Here is an 18990-nt window from a genome sequence, read left to right as displayed (position 1 = left end):
GAGAGTATGTAATGAAGGTAACCCAGATTAGTCAGAGTGCCCCGCGAGATGCCTGTTTGGCCACCCTGTGCGCCAAGGTGTACGGGCAGCAGGCAGGTTTAACGCCACTGGTGGTCTTTGCCGGCACCCGAAACGTTCTGTTTGCCCAGGAGGCAGCGCGCCTGTTAGCGGGCGTGGACAGTGATGGCAAGCCGCTCGCGTTAGCGTTGCTGGTATTGGATGAAGCCGGTGAGGGGATGACGGTGACGCATACCTGTGAGTTTGTCGATGGTGCTAAAGCGCGCCTGATCAGTGAGTTAAGCCTGAAAGCCCCGTTACGCGTTGAGGTAAGTGACACCGCCGACGAAGCTTTTTACCAGCAGTGTGGCATCACCCGCTGGTTAACGGATGAAGGCAACCTGAGGGTGGGGTTGGGCGCACGCCATCCTGCCAAGACCCTTGAGAACCTGGCGCCAACGCTTACGCTGGATGAAGCATTGATTCTACGCCGTTTCAAGCATGACCCGGCGGCGTTTGCTGCCGCAAAAGACGCCTTTCTAGCCGGGCTGGATAGCTTTCCCGAGACGCTATAAGCCATAAACCTTATTGTTCTCGCCACTGTTCGAAGCGTTCCTGCAAATGTGCTCGCACGCGGGAATACCAGGCGACATCTTTGGCAATCGCCGTTTGATTGTTATAGGGGTGGGTGGGGATATGCGGGCGGATATCAAAGCCGTCAGGGTGCTGGTGCATTAACGCCGATGCCGATTGGCGGGCAGGCCCGTAAGCAATGCGTTCCGCCACGGCTGCAAGGCGTTCGGTGGTGGTGGCAAAACGTATAAAAGCGCGGGCGGCCGATTTGTTGCGGGCCGAGGCGGAGATGGCCCATGTCTGGTATTCCTGTATCTGGCTATCCCAGAGTATCTGAATCGGACTGCCTTCGACGATGGCGGCAAAAAAACGTCCGTTATAGCCGGACGCCATGACCACCTGGCCGCTTTCCAGTAACTCGACCGGTTCACTGCCTTCTGTCCACCATAGGATGTGCGGTTTGAGTGTCGAGAGGCGCCGAAACACCAGCGCCATGCCACGCGGTGTGCTGATCAGCTCATACAGGGATTCACGGGGAACATCATAGGAACGCAAGGCCCATTCGATATTGGCGTCGGGGACATCCTGAAGCGCGCGTTTGCCCGGAAAATCTTCCAGATTGAACAGGTCTTCAATACGCTCAGGACGAAACCCTCTGAACGCGCGGGTATCGTAAGCCACCACGGTGGCGTACAGCGTATGCGTCAGGCTGCATTCTCTCAGCGCACCGGCAATAAAATCCCGGTCGGCTGGCGTTCCGTCGGCACCGTCTGGCAGGTCATCAAGTTCCAGCTGCGTTAATCGCCCCTGTTCGCACGCCGCCATGGCATCGTTCATGTTCATATCAATCAGATCCGGCACACGCTCAGCCTTCAGAACATCAAGGCCGCCGCTGTAAGGGCGGGTTTCAATGGGAATGCCGGTCTCCGCGGTAAAAGGGCTGAAAAGCACCTCTTGCAGCACTGCTTGATAAGCGCCTCCCCAGGTGGCGATGACCAGCGGTGATTGCGCCATGGCAACCGGGTTCACCGAGAGCAGGCCAGTCAGCGTCAGGCTGGCGAGCAGGCTGTTAGTGGGGCGCATATTCCTCCCGGCGCATGTCTTTGAGAATATCCAGATAGGCGCGAATGACATCCGATTCAACCACAGCACCGACCAGGCGATGCTGCCTATCAAGAACCGGCACGCTTTCACCGACAAATTCACGCAGGGCGTTCATGCTTTCCCATAGCTGCATGTCCTCATACATGGTCAGGTCATCTGTGGAGCAGTAGCGGCTGGCGGGTTGGTCGGGCGGTGAACTGACCAGCGAATGCAGGTGGACAGTGCCAAGATAGCGGCGCTCGTGATCCACCAGGTAGGCATCCGCCGCCTGTGCCTGGCTGATGGCCGCAATGGCATCACTGACCCGCGTATCCTTGTGCAGCTGTAGGCAATCCTTGGTGACCAGCGGTTTGATGGTATGAGCGCATAGCAAGGCCTTGCTACGCCCGCCGGAAAGATCAATGCCGCGTGTATGGAGTTGGCGGTCAAACAGTGAGCGCCCAAACAGCCGTGAGGTAGTCAGGCTGGCAAGTGCCACGCTGCTTAAAGCAGCAATGGTCAGTGGGTAATGGCCCGTCATTTCGAATACGATCACCACCGTGGTCATGGGCGCGCCAATCACCGGAGCGGTCACCGCGACCATGCCGCACACCGCATACACCACCACTGCGGATGAAGATCCGCCAAGCGTTGCCACCAGGCTGCCGAACAAGGCTCCGAACAGGCTTCCGATCAGTAAAGCCGGGCTGAATACGCCGCCAGCAAAACCCATGCCAAGGCACCAGGCGGTGGCAAGTATTTTCAGCACCAGCAGCACGAGCAGTTCCCAACGGCTGAAAGCTTCGTCAATCAGCGAAAAGCGTAAACTCTCGCCGCCGTTACCGAGAATTTCCGGCACCCACAATGCCACGACACCCAGCATCGCACCGGCAAACGCCGGGCGACTGATAGCGGGAAGGGGCATCGTTCTGGCAAACCGGCTCATCCATAAAATGGATTGCATATAGACAACAGCCACCAGAGCACTGGCTGAGCCCAGCAACAGGAAAAAGCCGAATTCCCAGAAGTGCAGGATTTCCGCGGACTCGATCTGGAGAAGAGGAACCTGCGGAAGAATGGTATTGGCGGCGACGTAACTGACAATTGAAGCTACCGCGATGGGCGCCAGGGCTCGCAGTGAGAAATGGCGCAGAATGACTTCCTGGGCAAACAGAATGCCGGCGATGGGCGCGTGGAAAATCGTTGAGATGGCAGCCGCCACACCACAGGCAATGGCAATGTTGCCCATGGAAATATCCATACGAAACAGCTTCGACCATAGCGACCCCAATACGCCGCCCAGATGAACCAGAGGGCCATACTGGCCCACTGAGGCGCCGCTACCCAATGAGAGCAGGCTGGCGATTCCCGAGAGCAAGGCTGGCCGTGTCGCCAACTTTCCTTGGCGCGTCTGTACGGCGGCAATGACATCCGGTGGGCCCTGAAAGCGTTTGTCTGCAATGAAGTGCTTGATGATACCCACTGCCAGCCCGCCCAGCGCAGGTACCAGAATGGTGGCCACGATCAGGATGAGCTCATTGTTGGCCATCATGCGGCTGCGCGGCGATATCAGCAGGGTATCGTTCATCCATGTGATACCGGCGACGAAAAGATTGGCAATGATGGCTGCCGACAAGCCAATCAGAATGCCAAGCCCCGCCACATGGCTTGTTTGCAGCAGTGTCCTTAGTGTTGCTTTCATCTGCTTTCCTGGCAGTGGAAAATCAAGTCGTTATTTTTATTTGAATTAATATTAGGTTTATAGACACTAGTGTAGTCATAAATCTTCCTCGCATTGTGTGCGATAAAGACAACGTACGTTAAAAGCAGAAGAAAAAGGAGTTTCGGGATGAAAACCATTGGCCTATTGGGCGGAATGAGCTGGGAATCAACGCAAACCTATTATCGTCTGCTCAATCAGCAGGTCGCGGCGCATCTTGGTGGCTTGCACTCGGCAAAAATCATTCTCGATAGCGTGGATTTTGCGGATATCGAAGTGTTACAGCGGGCCGGTGAGTGGGAAGCCCTGGGAGATCTGCTGGTGCAGCACGCCCTGAGAGTGGAAACAGCAGGCGCCGATTGCCTGATGATAGGCACTAACACCATGCACCGCGTGGCCCCTCAGGTCGAGGCGGCAATCTCCATTCCCCTGGTGCATATTGCCGATGCCACGGCGCAGGCACTGCTGAAAGATAACGTACAGCGCATCGGGCTTCTGGGCACGCGGTTTACCATGGAGCAGGCATTTTATCGCGAACGCCTGGAAGCGCATGGCATTGAAGTGCTGGTGCCTGATGAGGCCCAGCGTGATGACGTTCACCGCATCATTTATGAGGAACTGTGCCGTGGCGTGCTGGAAGATAGTTCACGCGCGACATATCTGGGTGTAGTGGAGGCATTAACCCAACGAGGCGCTGATGGAGTGATTCTGGGCTGCACGGAAATCGGCTTGCTGATTAACCAGAGCGACACCCACACGTCGCTTTATGACACGACGTTTCTGCATGCGCAATGTGCCGTTGAGTGGGCGCTGGCATGAAAAAACAGTGAGTTAAGACCAAAGAGTGATCTTAACGTCAAAGCGTTTTCATACTGTGTTATTGTCGACAAAATTCTGTTTTTGGCAGCTGTTTATACGACGTTTGAAGCTTTTGGGGTGTTAGTTTTGACATCTCGTATTGATTGTCAACATTGAGTCGGTAGGTGAGTGGTGCTGTAATGCACAAAAGGTCGAATGTTTTCTCCCATCTGATACACGTAAAACAACGTCTTCAAACAATAACAATAGCCATGAGGACTGGATAATGAACCATCAGACATTATGAGGAAACGTCGTGCTGCTCAAACGTAAGTATGGAGAAGAACACCCCTACTGGCCGCTTGGCCCTTTCAAGCTCCGCCTGCCTTTCATCCATTTCCGTTGGGAAATACCCGAGACGATTCAGGCACTGGTGATGTTTGTCATCGGGCTAGGGATGATACCTCTACTGGAACAGTACTTAGGACTTCCTTACGATGTCGCCCTGGCTTATGTCGTGGTGTGTGGCATCGGGTTTATCCTGCCGCCGCTGTTGGGGGTGCCTTTTGTCGCGGGTTGGATTACCCCGGCGATTCCTGTGGTATTGCTGTTTATCGGCCAGTTTGAACCCGGCCCTGAGGCCATTCGCGCCATGGTTGCCTTGCAACTGATGGTGACGGCGATTTTTCTGTTGATGGCGGTAACCCGGTTAGGTTCGAAACTGGTTAACAGCGTGCCGGATTCTATCAAGGCCGGTATTCTGTTAGGGGCGGGTATTGCCGCCATCAGTGGGGAAATCAGCGTGGGCGGGCGCTTGTACGAAACGCCCATCTCTTTGGGCATCGGCGGGTTGATCACCCTTTATGTGCTGTTCTCTCTGTCGTTTCGTGACCTGACCGAAAAATTCCGCTGGGCACGTAACATTGCTGCCTATGGCATGGTGCCGGGTATGCTGATCACCATGGCGATTGGCTGGGGCGTGGGTGAATATCCGATGCCGACGGTTGAGTGGGGTATCGCCGTGCCAGACTTTGGTGGCATCTGGGCGTATCTGCCGTTCAGTATTGGCTTACCGGGTATTGAGCTGTTAATGGCTGCGATTCCGACGGCCATCATTGCCTATATTATTGCCTTCGGTGACATTATTGTCGGCCAGAGCCTGATCAAGCGGGTTGACCATCTGCGCCCGGATGAAAAAATTGAAGTGAATGTGGACCGTGTTCACCTGATTACGGGTCTGCGCAACCTGATGCATTCCTTTCTTGCTCCTTATCCGGGCCTGGCGGGGCCGCTATTTACTGGTGCCATGGCCACCATTGCTGAGCGTTACCGTTACGGTCGCGGTGCCATGGATACCATTTATTCCGGTGCCTCGGTTTTCTGGATAGTGGGGTTTCTGGCGCTTTTCATGCTTCCCCTGGTCACCCTGTTCCGGCCGGTATTGCCGATTGCGCTGTCGATTACGCTGTTGATAACCGGTTATCTGTGCATTGCCGTAGCCGTTGAACAGATCAAGAATGCCACCGCCATGGGTGTTGCCGGCATCATGGGGGTAGTGCTGGCGACTCATGGGGCAGCCTGGGGCCTGGGCGTCGGGGTGGTGCTTTACCTGATGATTGAGCATCGTTCGCGTCGTCATGCGCAGGATGAAGCTGATGAGCCGATTCATGTGGAAGATGATATGGCGGTAGAGTCGGAAGAAAAACCAGTCATCTAAAGACCGGTCAGCCAAGGATAGTCTTGAGGCCGACAAAAAACCGGCGGGCTCTCAAAGCCCGCCGGTTTTTATTGCCTGCTGATAAGGGTGACGTTTATAGACGTTCAAAAATAGTGGCGATACCCTGGCCGCCGCCAATACACATAGTGACGAGGGCATAACGCCCACCCGTGCGCTCAAGCTCGTAGAGAGCTTTAGTGGCAATAAACGCACCTGAGCAACCCACTGGGTGACCAAGCGCAATCGCGCCGCCGTTGGGGTTGGTTTTCTGCATGTCTAAGCCAAGGCCCTTGGCTACTGCCAGCGCCTGAGCGGCGAAGGCTTCATTGGATTCAATCACATCCATATCGCCCAGAGACAAACCGGCCTTTTCCAACGCCAGCCGGGAGGCGGGAATCGGGCCTTCGCCCATGATTTCATTGGGCACACCTGCCACTGCATAGGAAACCACGCGGGCAATCGGTTTATGCCCGGCGCTTTCGGCCGCCTCGGCGGATGCCAGCACCATGAAGGCAGCGCCATCGTTAATGCCAGACGCATTTCCAGCGGTGACGGTGCCATCTTTTTTAAAGGCAGGGCGCATCTTCGCCAGACTTTCCATGGTGGTGCCAGGTTTTACATGTTCATCGGTATCGACCACCACCGGGCCTTTGCGGGTTTCAATGGTGATCGGGACGATCTGTGACTTGAACCGGCCTTCTTCAATGGCGCGTGAAGCACGGGCATGAGATTCCACGGCAAAGGCATCCTGCTCCTCGCGGCTGATGTCCCATTTCTCCGCCAGGTTCTCGGCGGTGATGCCCATATGACCAACACCAAAAGGATCATTCAGCGTGGCGACCATCATATCGACCATGCTGGTGTCGCCCATACGTGCACCTGAGCGCATGGCGGGTGACAGGTACCCACCGCGTGACATGACTTCGACGCCACCGCCAACCCCGTAATCACAATCGCCGAGCATGATGTTCTGGGCAGTGGTCACAATGGCCTGGAGGCCCGAGCTGCATAGGCGGTTAACCGCCATCGCGACGGAGTCCATCGGTAGGCCGGCCTGAATGGAAGCGACGCGGGCGACATAGGCAAAGCGCGAATCGGTAGGGATGCAGTTGCCTACGGTGACGTAATTGATCAGGGCGGCATCCACCTGGGAGCGGTTAACTGCCTCCTTCATCACTTGCCCCGCCAGTTCATGGGGCTCTATGGAGCTCAGGCCACCGCCAAAGGCGCCAATGGCGGAACGAACGGCACTTAACACAACGACTTCTCGACTCATTATGGTGTTCCTATTGTTGTTGTTGACTATTGTGAGTTGACTTTTGTGAGTGGTTAACGCGTCGCTTGCTACGTTAATTTTAGAGATTAGCACATAGCCTCACGTCTATATGACACGACGTTCGTTTACCCGGTGTTTCTTACTTGGCCAGTTGCCCCATGGCCGCTTCCAGACCTTCCAGGGTCATGGGGTACATGCGGTCGTCGATCAGCTCGCGTATCAGCTGGGTAGAGTAGGTATATTCCCAGGCTCTTGGCGGCATCGGGTTGAGCCAGGCCAGGCGCGGGAATGCTGATGTCAGGCGCTTGAGCCAGATGCCACCGGCTTCTTCGTTGAAGTGCTCGACACTGCCACCCGGGTGGGTGATTTCATAGGGTGACATGGCCGCATCACCGACCACCACGACCTGGTAGTCATCGCCGTAGGTATGCAGCACATCCATGGTGGGAATGCGCTCGCTGCCGCGCCGCTGGTTATTGCGCCAGACCCCTTCATACAGGCAGTTATGGAAGTAGTAATGTTCCAGATGTTTGAACTCGGAGCGGGCGGCGGAGAACAGTTCCTCGCAGACGCGAATGTGGTCATCCATGGAGCCGCCGACATCGAGAAACAGCAGTACTTTCACCGCATTGTGGCGTTCCGGGCGCATCTGGATATTCAAAAGGCCGGCGTCGCGGGCGGTTTCGCGAATCGTGCTGTCAACATCGAATTCCTCCAGGGCGCCCTGGCGAGCAAATTTGCGCAAACGGCGCAGCGCCATCTTGATATTGCGGGTGCCGAGTTCGAGGGAATCATCGTAATCGCGAAAACGGCGTTCATCCCAGACCTTGACCGCGCGACGGTGGCGCGAGCCGTCCTGGCCGATGCGGATGCCTTCAGGGTTGTAACCATAAGCCCCAAACGGGCTGGTGCCGCCGGTGCCGATCCACTTATTGCCCCCTGCATGACGTTCTTTCTGCTCTTCCAGACGCTTTTTGAACGTCTCGATGAGCTGTTCCAGCCCACCCAGGGATTCAATCTGGGCTTTTTCTTCATCGCTTAGCTGCTTTTCGAATTCGCGGCGCAACCACTCATCCGGTATCAGGGCTTCAATCGCGGCGTCCATGTCTTCGATGCCTTTGAACCAGGTCGCAAAGGCCCGATCAAAACGGTCGAAATGGCGCTCATCTTTGACCATGACCGTGCGTGCCACCTGATAGAAGGCTTCCATGTCGGCAAACACGACGTCACGTTCTACCACAGCGTGCAAATCAAGCAGTTCACGCAGTGATACCGGCACGCCTGTGCGTTTCAGTGTTTCAAACAAGCCGATAAACATAGCTTAGCGCCCCGTGTTTTTCTGGCGGCGAAGCATGAAGGCCAGACGCTCAAGCAGCTGAGTGTCCTGTTCGTTCTTGACCAGAGCACCTGCCATCGGCGGCAAGGCCTTGGCGGGGTCACGGTTGTAGAGGGCTTCCTGAGCCAGCTCATCCGCCATCAGTAGCTTCAACCAGTCAACCAGCTCAGACGTGGAAGGCTTTTTCTTCAGCCCCGGCGCATTGCGCAAGTCAAAAAATACTTCCAGTGCCTGGCTGACCAGCCGGGGCGCAATGTCGGGGAAATGAACATCGACAATCGCCTGCATGGTCTCGCGGTCGGGGAACTCGATGTAGTGGAAAAAACAGCGGCGCAGAAATGCATCCGGCAGCTCTTTTTCGTTGTTCGAGGTGATGATAATGATCGGGCGCTGCTCGGCGCGGATGGTTTCGCCGGTCTCGTAGACGTGAAACTCCATGCGGTCGAGTTCCTGCAGGAGATCGTTGGGGAATTCAATATCCGCTTTGTCGATCTCGTCAATCAGCAGGACAACCCGTTCCCCCGCGCTGAAGGCTTCCCAGAGCTTTCCGGGCTTGATGTAGTTACCAACATTTTCAACGCCCTCAACGCCCAGCTGGGAATCGCGCAAGCGGCTGACCGCATCATATTCATAAAGCCCCTGGGCGGCCTTGGTGCTGGATTTGATGTGCCAGGTGATCAGCCGGGTGCCTATTGATTCGGCCAGCTCCTCAGCCAGCAGTGTTTTGCCGGTGCCTGGCTCGCCTTTGATCAAGAGAGGGCGTTCCAGCACAACGGCTGCGTTGACTGCCTGTTTGAGAGCATCGGTAGCAATGTAGGAGGACGTGGATTCAAACGCCATGAAGATTCCTTGGTAGTTGGGAAAGTCGTTGAGAAAGTAACTGAGAACGAGCAAGTAAGAACTGAATTCAAACAAGTGTACGTGAGGAGTTTAAGGATGTCTTGGGGGAGGCGTGCACTGCCGTGTGGCAGCGCAGCAATTTTTTGCGCTGCAAAAGTGCACCACGACGGGTGCCTGGCGTGAAAATAAAAAGGCGAAAACGTCGCTTCTTGTATAACTACTTGAATTTAATGAATTAATAAATTGTTGGCACGCGAATCGCAATATAAAAGATATAGGGCGGATTACTCGCCGCCCAAGTCGCTGCCATGCAACATCTAGGGTTAAGAACCATAGGGTGCTAAGTACCAGATGGGACCATAAATCTAGCGCATGGCAACGATAAACCGAGTGAGCTGGCGTGCTCCACCTGGTCCCCTTCGGGGGGCCTTTTTTATGCCTGCGTTTTTATCGCCGCATTGCTTCAGCGACGTTCTTTCTCAATAACGTTCTCTTTCAGGAACGTTCTTTTCAGCATAGCATGTCAGGCGCTGAGGGCTAGTTTTAGGGCGTCAGATTCTCATAGCCATCTTCAGTAATCACAATATTATCTTCAATGCGAATCCCGCCGCAGGGCGTGAGCTGCTCCACCAGAATCCAGTTGATGGGTAATGACTGATTGCGCAAGGGTGCCAACAGCATGGGGATGAAATAAAGCCCTGGCTCAATGGTGATGACCATACCGGCTGACAACTTACGGGTTAATCGTAGGGCCGGGTGCTGCGAGGGAGGCGGCGCCGGGTCACCTTCAGGAGTCCGTAATCCTGCCACGTCATGCACTTGAATGCCCAGTAAATGGCCCAGCCCATGAGGGCAGAAGGCGCGGGTGACACCCTCCGACACGGCGGATTCAGCACTGCCACGATAGATGTCATGGCGGATGAGAATATCGGCAAGCCCCTGATGCATCTGTTCTTGCAGCTCAATAAAGCTTTTACCCGGCCCGGTCTGTTCGATCAGTTGGTCTTTTAGCTCGTGCATGGCGTCGATCAGTGACTCGAACAGGGCGGGCGCATCCGGCCCCAGATGGGTGCGGGTAATATCCGCGCTGTAGCCGCGAAAGCGCCGTCCGGCATCTACCAGCAGGCTAAAGCGTTGATGGGTGGGCTGCACCTCATAATGTTGATAATGCAGCACGCCCGCATGCTGGTTCATGCCGATGATGTTGGAATAGGGCACCTGAAACTCGCGCTGTCGGCTGGCGGCGAGATAGGCCAGTTGAATATCGAGTTCGCTGGAGGCCCCGGCGAAAGCGGCGTGGGCGGCCTGATGCCCGGCCATGGCCAGGCGGTTGGCCTCACGGATGCAGCTGATTTCATAGGCGCTTTTAATGACCCGTAATTCATCCAGGGCAAGCAACAGGTCTGGCGGATTGGGAGTGCCTTCGGGCAGGGGCAGGCTGGCATGTTCCAGTGCCGCCATATCCCCGATCCAGGCGCTGTTCCGGGGCAGGCTGGGCGCTTGTGTCTGTGTGCAGAATTCAACGTCGAACTCAGCCACCCAGGGTTCATCTGGCAACGTGGTGGGTTGATGCCAGAAATCCGCCGGTGCGTGCAGGTGCAACCTTGGCTTCGCTTGCGGGGTGATGACCAGCCAGCTATGTGTCGCCTCGGGAAGCGGTAACCAGTGCTGAAAATGCCCGAAGGACTGAAAATTAGGCATCTGGTCATCGCCGTAATGCGCCGTGGGGTGGCCGCTGTAAATGGCAATGGCATCGAGATTGAACTGACTCATCAGTGAGCGATAGGCGTTGAGCAGATGCGCCAGATGCTCTTTTTGCTGGAGATGAAGCTGATCGGACATAGCGTGTGACCTGTCATGATGACGCCAGGCGCTCAGGCAGCGCTAGCGATGTGAAAACGTAAATGAAGGCAGTGCGTTCCAGAACGCATCAAGATCGGTATGGTGTTGAGCCTGATGGCGGTATAAGCGTATTTCCAGAGGAACATCCCAGCGCTCATCGCCGGCACGTTTGAACACACCGCTTGCCAGCTCAGCCTGAACGCAGCGCTCAGGTAGCCAGCTCATCCCATAGCCCAGCGCCACCAGTTCCTTGATGCCAGCGGCATACAGATTTTCGCTCTGGATATTTAAAAAGGTATTGATGGGCATTCTCGTCAGATGCGCTTTGAGCGCTGATCCTAGCAAACCCCGTTTCGGGTAGGCCAGCCAGGGCAACGGTGCCTGGCGTTGCCCTGGTAACAGGTGGTTGGGGTTGCCATCGCTATCGCAGGCCGTGACTGGAATAAGCCGTTCCTGGCCGACGACACGATAACGGCAGGTGGAGGTGTCGATATCCAGCTCGCAGCGCTCAACGGGCCAGTAGCAGAGTGCCAGATCACACTCTGCGCGTGTCAGGGCCTGGAAGTAGTCTCCCGCGACCCAACCGGTCGCTCTGAGGTAGGGTTGAACGCGCTCCTGCCCCCCGTTAGCGGCCAGCCATTCCGGCAGAAAGTGTGCCAGCAGACTCTGCGGCGCGGCCAGCATAATCCGTCGTTGCTGCCCGGCACTGATTTCGCGCACTCTGTCACGGGTTAGCCGCACCTGTTCGGTCACCTGCTCACACAGGGTCAGGAACTCCTCGCCCGAGGGCGTGAGCGACAGCGGTAGCGTTTGGCGGTTGATCAGTGTCACTCCCATTTCTTCTTCCAGCAGCTTGATGCGTCTTGAAAAAGTGGGTTGGGTGACATGCTGTTCATCCGCCGCCCGCGAGAAATGCCGGGTTCTGGCCAGGGCAATAAAATCTTCTAGCCAGCGAATTTCCATGGGTCTTCCTGCGGTGCCTGTGAAAGGTCGTGGGCGAAACGATCATTGACGATGATTATAACCGGTCTTCCTCCACGGCGTGGCATGCCACTCGGGTGCCGTCATTCTGCGTTTGCAGCAGGGGGATTTCCTGCTTGCAGCGAGCATTGGCGTAGGGGCAGCGTCCATGGAAAACGCAGCCGCTGGGCAGATTCACCGGCGTGGGCACTTCACCTTCCAGCCGGATATGCTGCGGGCGGTCATCTTCCAGACGAGGAATCGCCGATAGCAGTGCCTGAGTATAAGGATGACGTGGCTTGGAAAACAGGGTGGCCGTACTCGCCACTTCGCAAATCGTACCCAGATACATCACCGCAACGCGGGTCCCGAAGTGTTCGACCACGGCCAGATCATGGGTGATAAACAGGTAAGTGAGGTTATGTTTGCTCTGAGCCTCCATCAGCAGGTTCAGTACCTGGGCCTGAATCGATACATCGAGAGCTGAGATCGGCTCATCGGCGACGATAAATTCCGGGTCGACCGCCAGGGCGCGGGCAATGGCGATACGCTGGCGCTGGCCACCGGAAAACTCATGACCAAAGCGCTTGCCCCAGTCCGGGTCGATACCAACGGAATGCATGACGTCTTCGACTTTTGCAACAATCTGCGCGCGGTTCCAGTCCGGGTGGTGAAGGCGCAGCGGTTCTTCCAGGGTCTGCTGAATGGTCATGCGCGGGTTCAGCGAGGCATAGGGGTTCTGGAAAATCATCTGCATGCGTTTGCGATAGGGCAAAAGCTGGCGCGGGCTCAGGTTATCAATCCGCTGGCCGCCATAGTGAATCTCGCCTTCTGACGGATTAAGCAACCCCATGACGGTGCGCGCGACAGTCGATTTGCCGCAGCCGGATTCCCCCACCACGCAAAGTGCTTCGCCGCGTTTGATGTCCAGGTTGACGCCATTGATGGCATGCACATGCTCCTGATGGCGCACCAGCTTCCCGCCCTTGAATTTCAGCTGGTCGAGAAAATCACCGGACAGCGAAAAGCGTTTTTTCAGGTTGCGAATCTGCAGCAGTGAGTCTGCACTTTCTTCATTCTGGGTCGGAATCGTTGGATCCCGCATCGCCTCTGCCTGCGCGCTCATGAGGTTTCCTCCTTAAGTCGGCGATCTTCCAGCAATTCAGCCACCATGTGACAGGCGACACGACAGTTGCCGGATTCAACAAATTCAGGTACTTGCTGCATACATGCAGGCCTTGGCTGGCCATCGGCACGGTTGATGAAATCGCAACGCGGATGGAAGGCGCAGCCATCAGGCAGGTTGGACAGTGACGGCATGCTGCCGCGAATCTGGTTGAGCCGTTCGCCGGGTGTGGCCATCTGCGGCAGGGCGTTGATCAGCCCCTGGGTGTACGGGTGTTGCGGATCATTGATGATTTCACGGGTTGGCCCTTGTTCAATCACGCGTCCGGCGTACATTACCAGCATGCGCTGGGTCACCTGACTGACCACACCCAGGTCATGGGTAATCAGAATCAGGCCGACATTATGCTTTTCACACAGCTCCAGCAGCAGCGCCATGATCTCGGCCTGAATGGTGACATCCAGCGCGGTGGTGGGCTCATCGGCAACGATGATGTCCGGGTCAAGCAGCAGGGCGATGGCAATGATGATGCGCTGGCGCATACCGCCTGACAGTTCATGAGGGTACTGGTCAAGCCGGGTGTCCGGTGAAGGGATCTGAACCTGACGGAGTTTATCCAGGCAAATATCCCGGGCTTCCCGAGAAGAAATGCGGCGATGCGCCTTGAGGCATTCGACCATCTGTTCCCCGATGGACAGCACCGGGTTCAGGGTCATCATCGGGTCCTGAAATATCATCGAAATACGGTTGCCGCGCACCTTGCGTAAGGCGCGTTCGGACAGGGTATTCAGCGGCTTGCCATCGAAATTGATGCTTCCACCGGCAATGTAGCCAGGCTTGGCAATCAGGTTGAGCAGCGAAAAAGCCGCGACCGATTTCCCCGCGCCGGACTCACCGACGATCCCCAGGCGCTCACCGCGTTCGAGGGTGAAAGAAATATCGCGCAGGGCATGAACATCCCCTTGACGCAAGGCGAAACGAACATCCAGTTGATTGACTTCCAGCAGTGCCATGGTCTTCAGCCTTTATAGAGTCGTGGATTCATGACATCGCGCAGCCAGTCGCCGAGCAGATTGATCGACAGCACCAGGACAATCAGCATGGCACCGGGAATCATGGTGATCCACCAGGAGCCTGACTGGATATAGTCGAAGCCTGACTTGATCAGCGAACCGAGTGACGGGTGGGTTTCCGGCATTCCCAGACCCAGAAACGACAGGGCCGCCTCGGAAATGATCGCATTGGCAATCTGTACGGTAGAAATGACGAAAATCGGTGACATCGTATTGGGTAGCACATGGCGGAACATGATGCGTTTGCTGGAAAGCCCCATAACGCGGGCCGCATCAACGTATTCCTTGTTTTTCTCGGCCAGCACTGAAGCGCGCACGGTACGCGCATACTGAGGCCATTCCGCCAGACCGATAATCAGAATGAGCATGATTACCGCGTAATTGCTGTAGAACGTGCTACCCATGGTGGCTTTGACGATAGCACCGACCACGATGGCGACCATCAGGGTGGAGAAAGATAACTGGATATCGGCCAGACGCATAAAGAAGGCGTCTACCTTGCCACCCAGATAGCCTGACATCAGACCAAACGTAACGCCGAGCAGCGCCTGAAGGGCGACGGCACCAAAGCCGATTAACAAGGAAACTCGAGTGCCATACAGCACAATTGACCATAGATCACGGCCTTGAGCATCGGTGCCGAGAACATACTCGGCGTCAGATCCGTCGATCCAGAAGGGGGGCAATTCCGAGGCCATGATGTCAATTTGCGCGAGGTCGTATGGATTGGTCGGCGCTAATAATGGCGCTGAAAAAGCGGCGATAACCATACAGATAAATACAGCCAGACATAGCTGCGCGGTATAGTCGCGCTTGAAGCTGTACCAGAGATAGGAGTCACGCAGCCGCTCCCAGCGACTTGGAGTTGTTTGTACGCTAGTCGTCATGCGGGCTTACCAGTCAGTTTGACAGTGGGGTTCACCAAGCCGTAGATCACATCTACGATGGTATTGGTGACGACGAAGATGACGCCGACAATCATCAAGTAACTGACGATTAACGGAATATCGGCGTGATTAATGGCATCAAGGAACATCAGTCCCATGCCAGGCCATTGGAAGACCGTTTCCGTCAGAATGGTGTAGGCCACCATGGTGCCTATCTGCACGCCACCAACGGTGATTACCGGTAGCATGGTGTTTTTCAAGGCATGCAGAAAATAGATGCGGCGCATGGAGATGCCTTTGGCGCGGGCATATTTCACGTACTCGGATTGCAGTACTTCCATCATTTCTGCACGAATGAGACGGATAAACAGTGGCAGCATGATAGAAGCTAACGAGACAGCCGGTAGCACCAGGTGTTGCAGGCCGTTCCAGGAGGCCAGATTGGTTTCCCAATCGCCAAATACAGGCACCAGGTCATAGCCACGCCCAAAGGAAGGCATGTTGCCTTCTGTGGAGAAAAGTCCATTTAACCAGGCCCCCCAGGCGGTGCTTTCAGGGAATAACGAAGTTGTTATGCCGATAGAAAAAATCTGGATAAGCACAATCGCAGTAAGAAATACCGGAATAGAGATGCCGACGATCGAAATGCCCATAAAAAAACGTGAAATGAGTGAGCGTGGTTTAATGGCGCTGTAAACCCCGATGGGCACCGAAAACACGACGATAATCAGGGTGGAAGCAAACACCAGTTCCAGCGTGGCGGGTAAATACCGGGCAATTACTTCCAAAGCGGGTTCGCGATAAAAGTAAGAGTTACCAAAATCCCCCTGTACAGCGTTCTTGGCGAATCGCGCATACTGCACTAGAAAGGAGTCATTCAGGCCCAGGCGTTCACGAAGTGCTTCACGCTCGCTTTCCGGGACTGACTGTCCGACCATCTGTTGAACAGGATCGCCCAGGTTATCCTGGATGGAAAAGGCCAGTACGCTGATGACAAACATCACCAGCACGGCGTGCATTAGCCGTTTGATTAAAAAAGCAATCATGGCTTACGCCACCTCTTTTTAAAGGGTTGCAGTTAAGGTCGGCAAGAATGGTGGCGGGCAGTCATTATTGTTAAACGCCCCTGAAAGCTTCGCTCACGATATTTTCCGTGAGCGAAGCTGATCAAACTGCCTGATGGCTGGCGCCTGTTTTTAGCGCTCGATCACCAGATCACCCAGGTAAGGAAAGTCGATGGCATTGACGATAGGCTCGATATTGACATCATCCGCAGCGGCATAAGCCAGGTTCTGCCAGTGCAGCATGATGTAGCCGACATCTTCATATAGCATGGCTTCCGCTTCGCGAAGCATCTGGTTACGTTTTTCCAGATCCGTTTCGCTATCCGCCGCCGTCACCAGAGCATCGATTTCTTCGTTGCAGTAGCTGCCATAGTTGTATTGGCCAGCGCCCGTCTCATCATCAATGCAGAAAGAGAGGTACTGGAAGAAGTTCGCAGTATCTTCGGTATCAGCGTGCCAGCCAATCATCGCCATATCGGATTGACGGGTATCGTACTCAGGCCAGTACTGAGCAAGCGGCATGGTGCGAAGGCTAACGTCAATACCGATCTGCGCCAGCATGTTGGATACCGCTTGTGCGATCTGAGCATCGTTCACGTAGCGGTTGTTCGGGGCGATCATGTCAACGCTAAACCCGTCCTCATAGCCCGCTTCAGCCATCAACTCTTTGGCACGTTCAATATCGTAGCGCGGCGTCAGGTCCGGGTTGTGGCCGGAGTAGCCCTCTGGAGAGAACTGACCTGCTGGCGTGGCGAAACCACGCATCAATCGATCAGCAATGGCTGTCTGGTTAATTGCCAGATCAACGGCTTGACGAACACGTGCATCCTGGAAGGCTTCAATGCGTTCTTCATTCATCTGAAAGCCGATGATACGTGTGCCGTCAACTTCTACCAGATTGACGCCATCAGCGTTGCGTACGCGGTCCAGATCATTGGGGGGAACGGCATCAATAAAGTCGACACCGCCTGAGAGCAGGGCGGCAACACGTGAAGCATTCTCGGCGATGGGCGTCAGCACAATTTTGGATACATTACCTTCCGTTTCGGTATCCCAGTAATTGTCAAAACGTTCGAAGTTGACTTCGACACCCTGGCGGCGGTCTGTGACGATGAAGGGGCCAGTGCCAGAGACATTACGCGATGCATAAGAGTTGCCCGCCTTGACAATTTCAGACTTGTCAGCGCCACTATCGGTTTCGCCGTTATAAAACTCGCTATCCATCGGGAAGATGTAGGTGGCCAGGTTGAGCAGCAGCGGATACGGCTCTGTCGTGGTGATTTCCACCGTATAGTCGTCGATGGCTTCTGCACTGGCGACAGGTTCAAAAATGGCACGGTAATCAGGGCTTTCCTTCAGACGCTCAACGGTCCAGACCACGTCTTTGGCGGTGAACTCGTTACCGGAGTGGAAGGTAACGCCTTCACGCAATGTCATGCGTGTTGTGGTTTCGTCGATCTGCTCCCATTCAGTGGCCAGGCGCGGCTCGAATTCAAAATTCTTTGTCCAGCGAACGAGCGGATCAAACGCCAGGTGAGAGAATCGCAACATGCCACCAGACAGCTGCTCATGAATATCGAGGGTTTCAGGGTCGGCTGAGTAACCAATACGCAATGTTTCCGCACTGGCTGTCATTGGCAGTAGTGCCGCTCCCACCATGGAAGCACCCACCAGAGAAGCCAGCAGTGTCTTTTTAAAGGTCTTTTTTGTAGAAACAGCATTGAGCGTCATAGTCATTCCCAAATCATCTAGCCAGTTATTTCCGAAAGAATTGTGGTAATACTTTCAATCTTTCGATGGGCTTTCCGGCAATTATTATTTATTTCGATCACGCATTGTGAACGATGCATGTAGCGTTGTTTAACATAGAGAGCGACACGCAAAGTGCACAATCGAAATAATGACTGAAGCTATACGGCTTATGAATAGCGACGCTAAATGGGGGGCTGCGGGTGATCCTGGTAAGACTAAAGTCGGTAGGTTGCACCCAACAGCTGTTTGATTATTAGAGGAATGTGTATTTATCTTGTTTCGGTGCTAATTAACGAGACGCTAGCTAAAACGCTCTTCGAGATAGGTGTTGATGTCATCGGATTCATACAGCCATTGAATCTTGCCATCAGGATGCTGGATTTTCAGGCAGGGCACTTTAACCTTGCCGCCGCCTTCCAACAGGTCCTGTTTGTGCTGAGGATCAACCTGGGTGTCACGTAACTCAATGTTCAGGCCCAGGCGTGCCATCTGTTTACGCACTTTGATGCAGAACGGGCAGGTGCGAAACTGATAAAGCGCGAGGTCTTCACAGGCGCGGTCGATCTTGGCCTGAGCGTCAGGCGTGCGCTCGACCGCTTTCGGAGTGGACAGTTTTTCAGAAAGAATCATGAAAGGTGCGAGCAGTACGCGAATCGTTCGGAAAAAGTAACGCAACACAATACGCATGGTTAACTCCATTGGTGGGTGTCGAAGGACAGCATAGACGCGCATCCTGCATCAATCTTTGCGTGTTGTCACACTGTCTTGTCCCGTTGTCTTGTCTTACTGACTTGTCCTGGTGTCCTTTCAAACGGCGCTGTACCTGGCAGGTGAGCTGTCGAGGCTTCCATGCTAGGCTGAGCGGCGATATTTCAACGCCCGTCAGGCGACGGCAAGGCTTCGCCAGACAGGCAGTGAATGATGACAGGCCTTGACTGGGCCATTA

General features: G+C 55.0%; 16 protein-coding genes. 3 read left to right on the top strand and 13 right to left on the bottom strand.

Annotated elements, in window-relative coordinates:
- Nucleotides 1-11: 11 nt before the first annotated feature.
- A complete protein-coding gene (locus tag ACU6TU_RS09450; RefSeq protein WP_447141191.1) occupies nt 12-572 on the top strand; it encodes a hypothetical protein in 561 nt (186 codons plus the stop codon).
- Between the two features lie 10 nt (nt 573-582).
- Here ACU6TU_RS09450 and ACU6TU_RS09445 read toward each other — a convergent pair whose 3' ends face one another.
- The gene (locus ACU6TU_RS09445; RefSeq protein ID WP_447141190.1) at nt 583-1653 is read right to left on the bottom strand and encodes an extracellular solute-binding protein; all 1071 of its coding nucleotides are present in this window, start codon (nt 1651-1653) and stop codon (nt 583-585) included.
- Nucleotides 1640-3355: a chloride channel protein gene (locus tag ACU6TU_RS09440; RefSeq protein WP_447141189.1), complete on the bottom strand. Its 1716-nt coding sequence runs from the start codon at nt 3353-3355 to the stop codon at nt 1640-1642. Before ACU6TU_RS09440 ends, ACU6TU_RS09445 begins: the two co-directional genes overlap by 14 nt.
- Nucleotides 3356-3502: 147 nt before the next feature.
- On the opposite strand from ACU6TU_RS09440, the gene ACU6TU_RS09435 reads away from it, so the two are divergent.
- Complete coding sequence (locus tag ACU6TU_RS09435; protein WP_447141188.1) at nt 3503-4192, top strand: aspartate/glutamate racemase family protein; 690 nt, start codon at nt 3503-3505, stop codon at nt 4190-4192.
- Between the two features lie 295 nt (nt 4193-4487).
- Nucleotides 4488-5888, top strand: coding sequence for a xanthine/uracil/vitamin C permease (locus tag ACU6TU_RS09430; protein WP_447141187.1), 1401 nt, complete (start codon nt 4488-4490; stop codon nt 5886-5888).
- Nucleotides 5889-5982: 94 nt separating this feature from the next.
- Here the strand turns inward: ACU6TU_RS09430 and ACU6TU_RS09425 are convergent, their stop codons facing one another.
- The 11 genes from ACU6TU_RS09425 to ACU6TU_RS09375 form a co-directional block, all read right to left on the bottom strand.
- Nucleotides 5983-7164, bottom strand: coding sequence for an acetyl-CoA C-acyltransferase family protein (locus ACU6TU_RS09425; protein ID WP_447141186.1), 1182 nt, complete (start codon nt 7162-7164; stop codon nt 5983-5985).
- A gap of 139 nt (nt 7165-7303) precedes the next feature.
- Nucleotides 7304-8482 carry a vWA domain-containing protein gene (locus tag ACU6TU_RS09420; RefSeq protein WP_447141185.1) on the bottom strand — a complete coding sequence of 393 codons (1179 nt, stop codon included), beginning with the start codon at nt 8480-8482 and terminating at the stop codon, nt 7304-7306.
- Nucleotides 8483-8485: 3 nt separating this feature from the next.
- On the bottom strand, nt 8486-9340 hold the full coding sequence (locus tag ACU6TU_RS09415; protein ID WP_447141184.1) for an AAA family ATPase: 855 nt from the start codon (nt 9338-9340) through the stop codon (nt 8486-8488).
- 543 nt (nt 9341-9883) lie between these two features.
- The gene (pepQ, locus tag ACU6TU_RS09410; protein ID WP_447141183.1) at nt 9884-11182 is read right to left on the bottom strand and encodes a Xaa-Pro dipeptidase; all 1299 of its coding nucleotides are present in this window, start codon (nt 11180-11182) and stop codon (nt 9884-9886) included.
- Between the two features lie 42 nt (nt 11183-11224).
- Nucleotides 11225-12145: a LysR family transcriptional regulator gene (locus ACU6TU_RS09405; RefSeq protein WP_447141182.1), complete on the bottom strand. Its 921-nt coding sequence runs from the start codon at nt 12143-12145 to the stop codon at nt 11225-11227.
- A gap of 55 nt (nt 12146-12200) precedes the next feature.
- Complete coding sequence (locus tag ACU6TU_RS09400; protein ID WP_447141181.1) at nt 12201-13268, bottom strand: ABC transporter ATP-binding protein; 1068 nt, start codon at nt 13266-13268, stop codon at nt 12201-12203.
- Nucleotides 13265-14281: an ABC transporter ATP-binding protein gene (locus ACU6TU_RS09395; protein ID WP_447141180.1), complete on the bottom strand. Its 1017-nt coding sequence runs from the start codon at nt 14279-14281 to the stop codon at nt 13265-13267. Before ACU6TU_RS09395 ends, ACU6TU_RS09400 begins: the two co-directional genes overlap by 4 nt.
- Before the next feature lie 5 nt (nt 14282-14286).
- A complete protein-coding gene (locus tag ACU6TU_RS09390) occupies nt 14287-15228 on the bottom strand; it encodes an ABC transporter permease (RefSeq protein ID WP_447141179.1) in 942 nt (313 codons plus the stop codon).
- Nucleotides 15225-16274, bottom strand: a complete 1050-nt coding sequence (locus ACU6TU_RS09385) for an ABC transporter permease (RefSeq protein WP_447141178.1) — start codon at nt 16272-16274, stop codon at nt 15225-15227. Before ACU6TU_RS09385 ends, ACU6TU_RS09390 begins: the two co-directional genes overlap by 4 nt.
- A 150-nt stretch (nt 16275-16424) precedes the next feature.
- Complete coding sequence (locus ACU6TU_RS09380) at nt 16425-18023, bottom strand: ABC transporter substrate-binding protein (protein WP_447141177.1); 1599 nt, start codon at nt 18021-18023, stop codon at nt 16425-16427.
- 321 nt (nt 18024-18344) lie between these two features.
- Entirely contained in the window at nt 18345-18731 is a 387-nt protein-coding gene (locus ACU6TU_RS09375) for a glutaredoxin family protein (RefSeq protein ID WP_447141176.1), read from the bottom strand.
- Nucleotides 18732-18990 lie beyond the last annotated feature (259 nt).

It is taken from the genome of Halomonas sp. LS-001 (genome assembly GCF_052983955.1).
The sequence above is the reverse complement of the archived record's forward strand: the minus strand, read 5'-3'. Positions and strand labels throughout refer to the sequence as shown.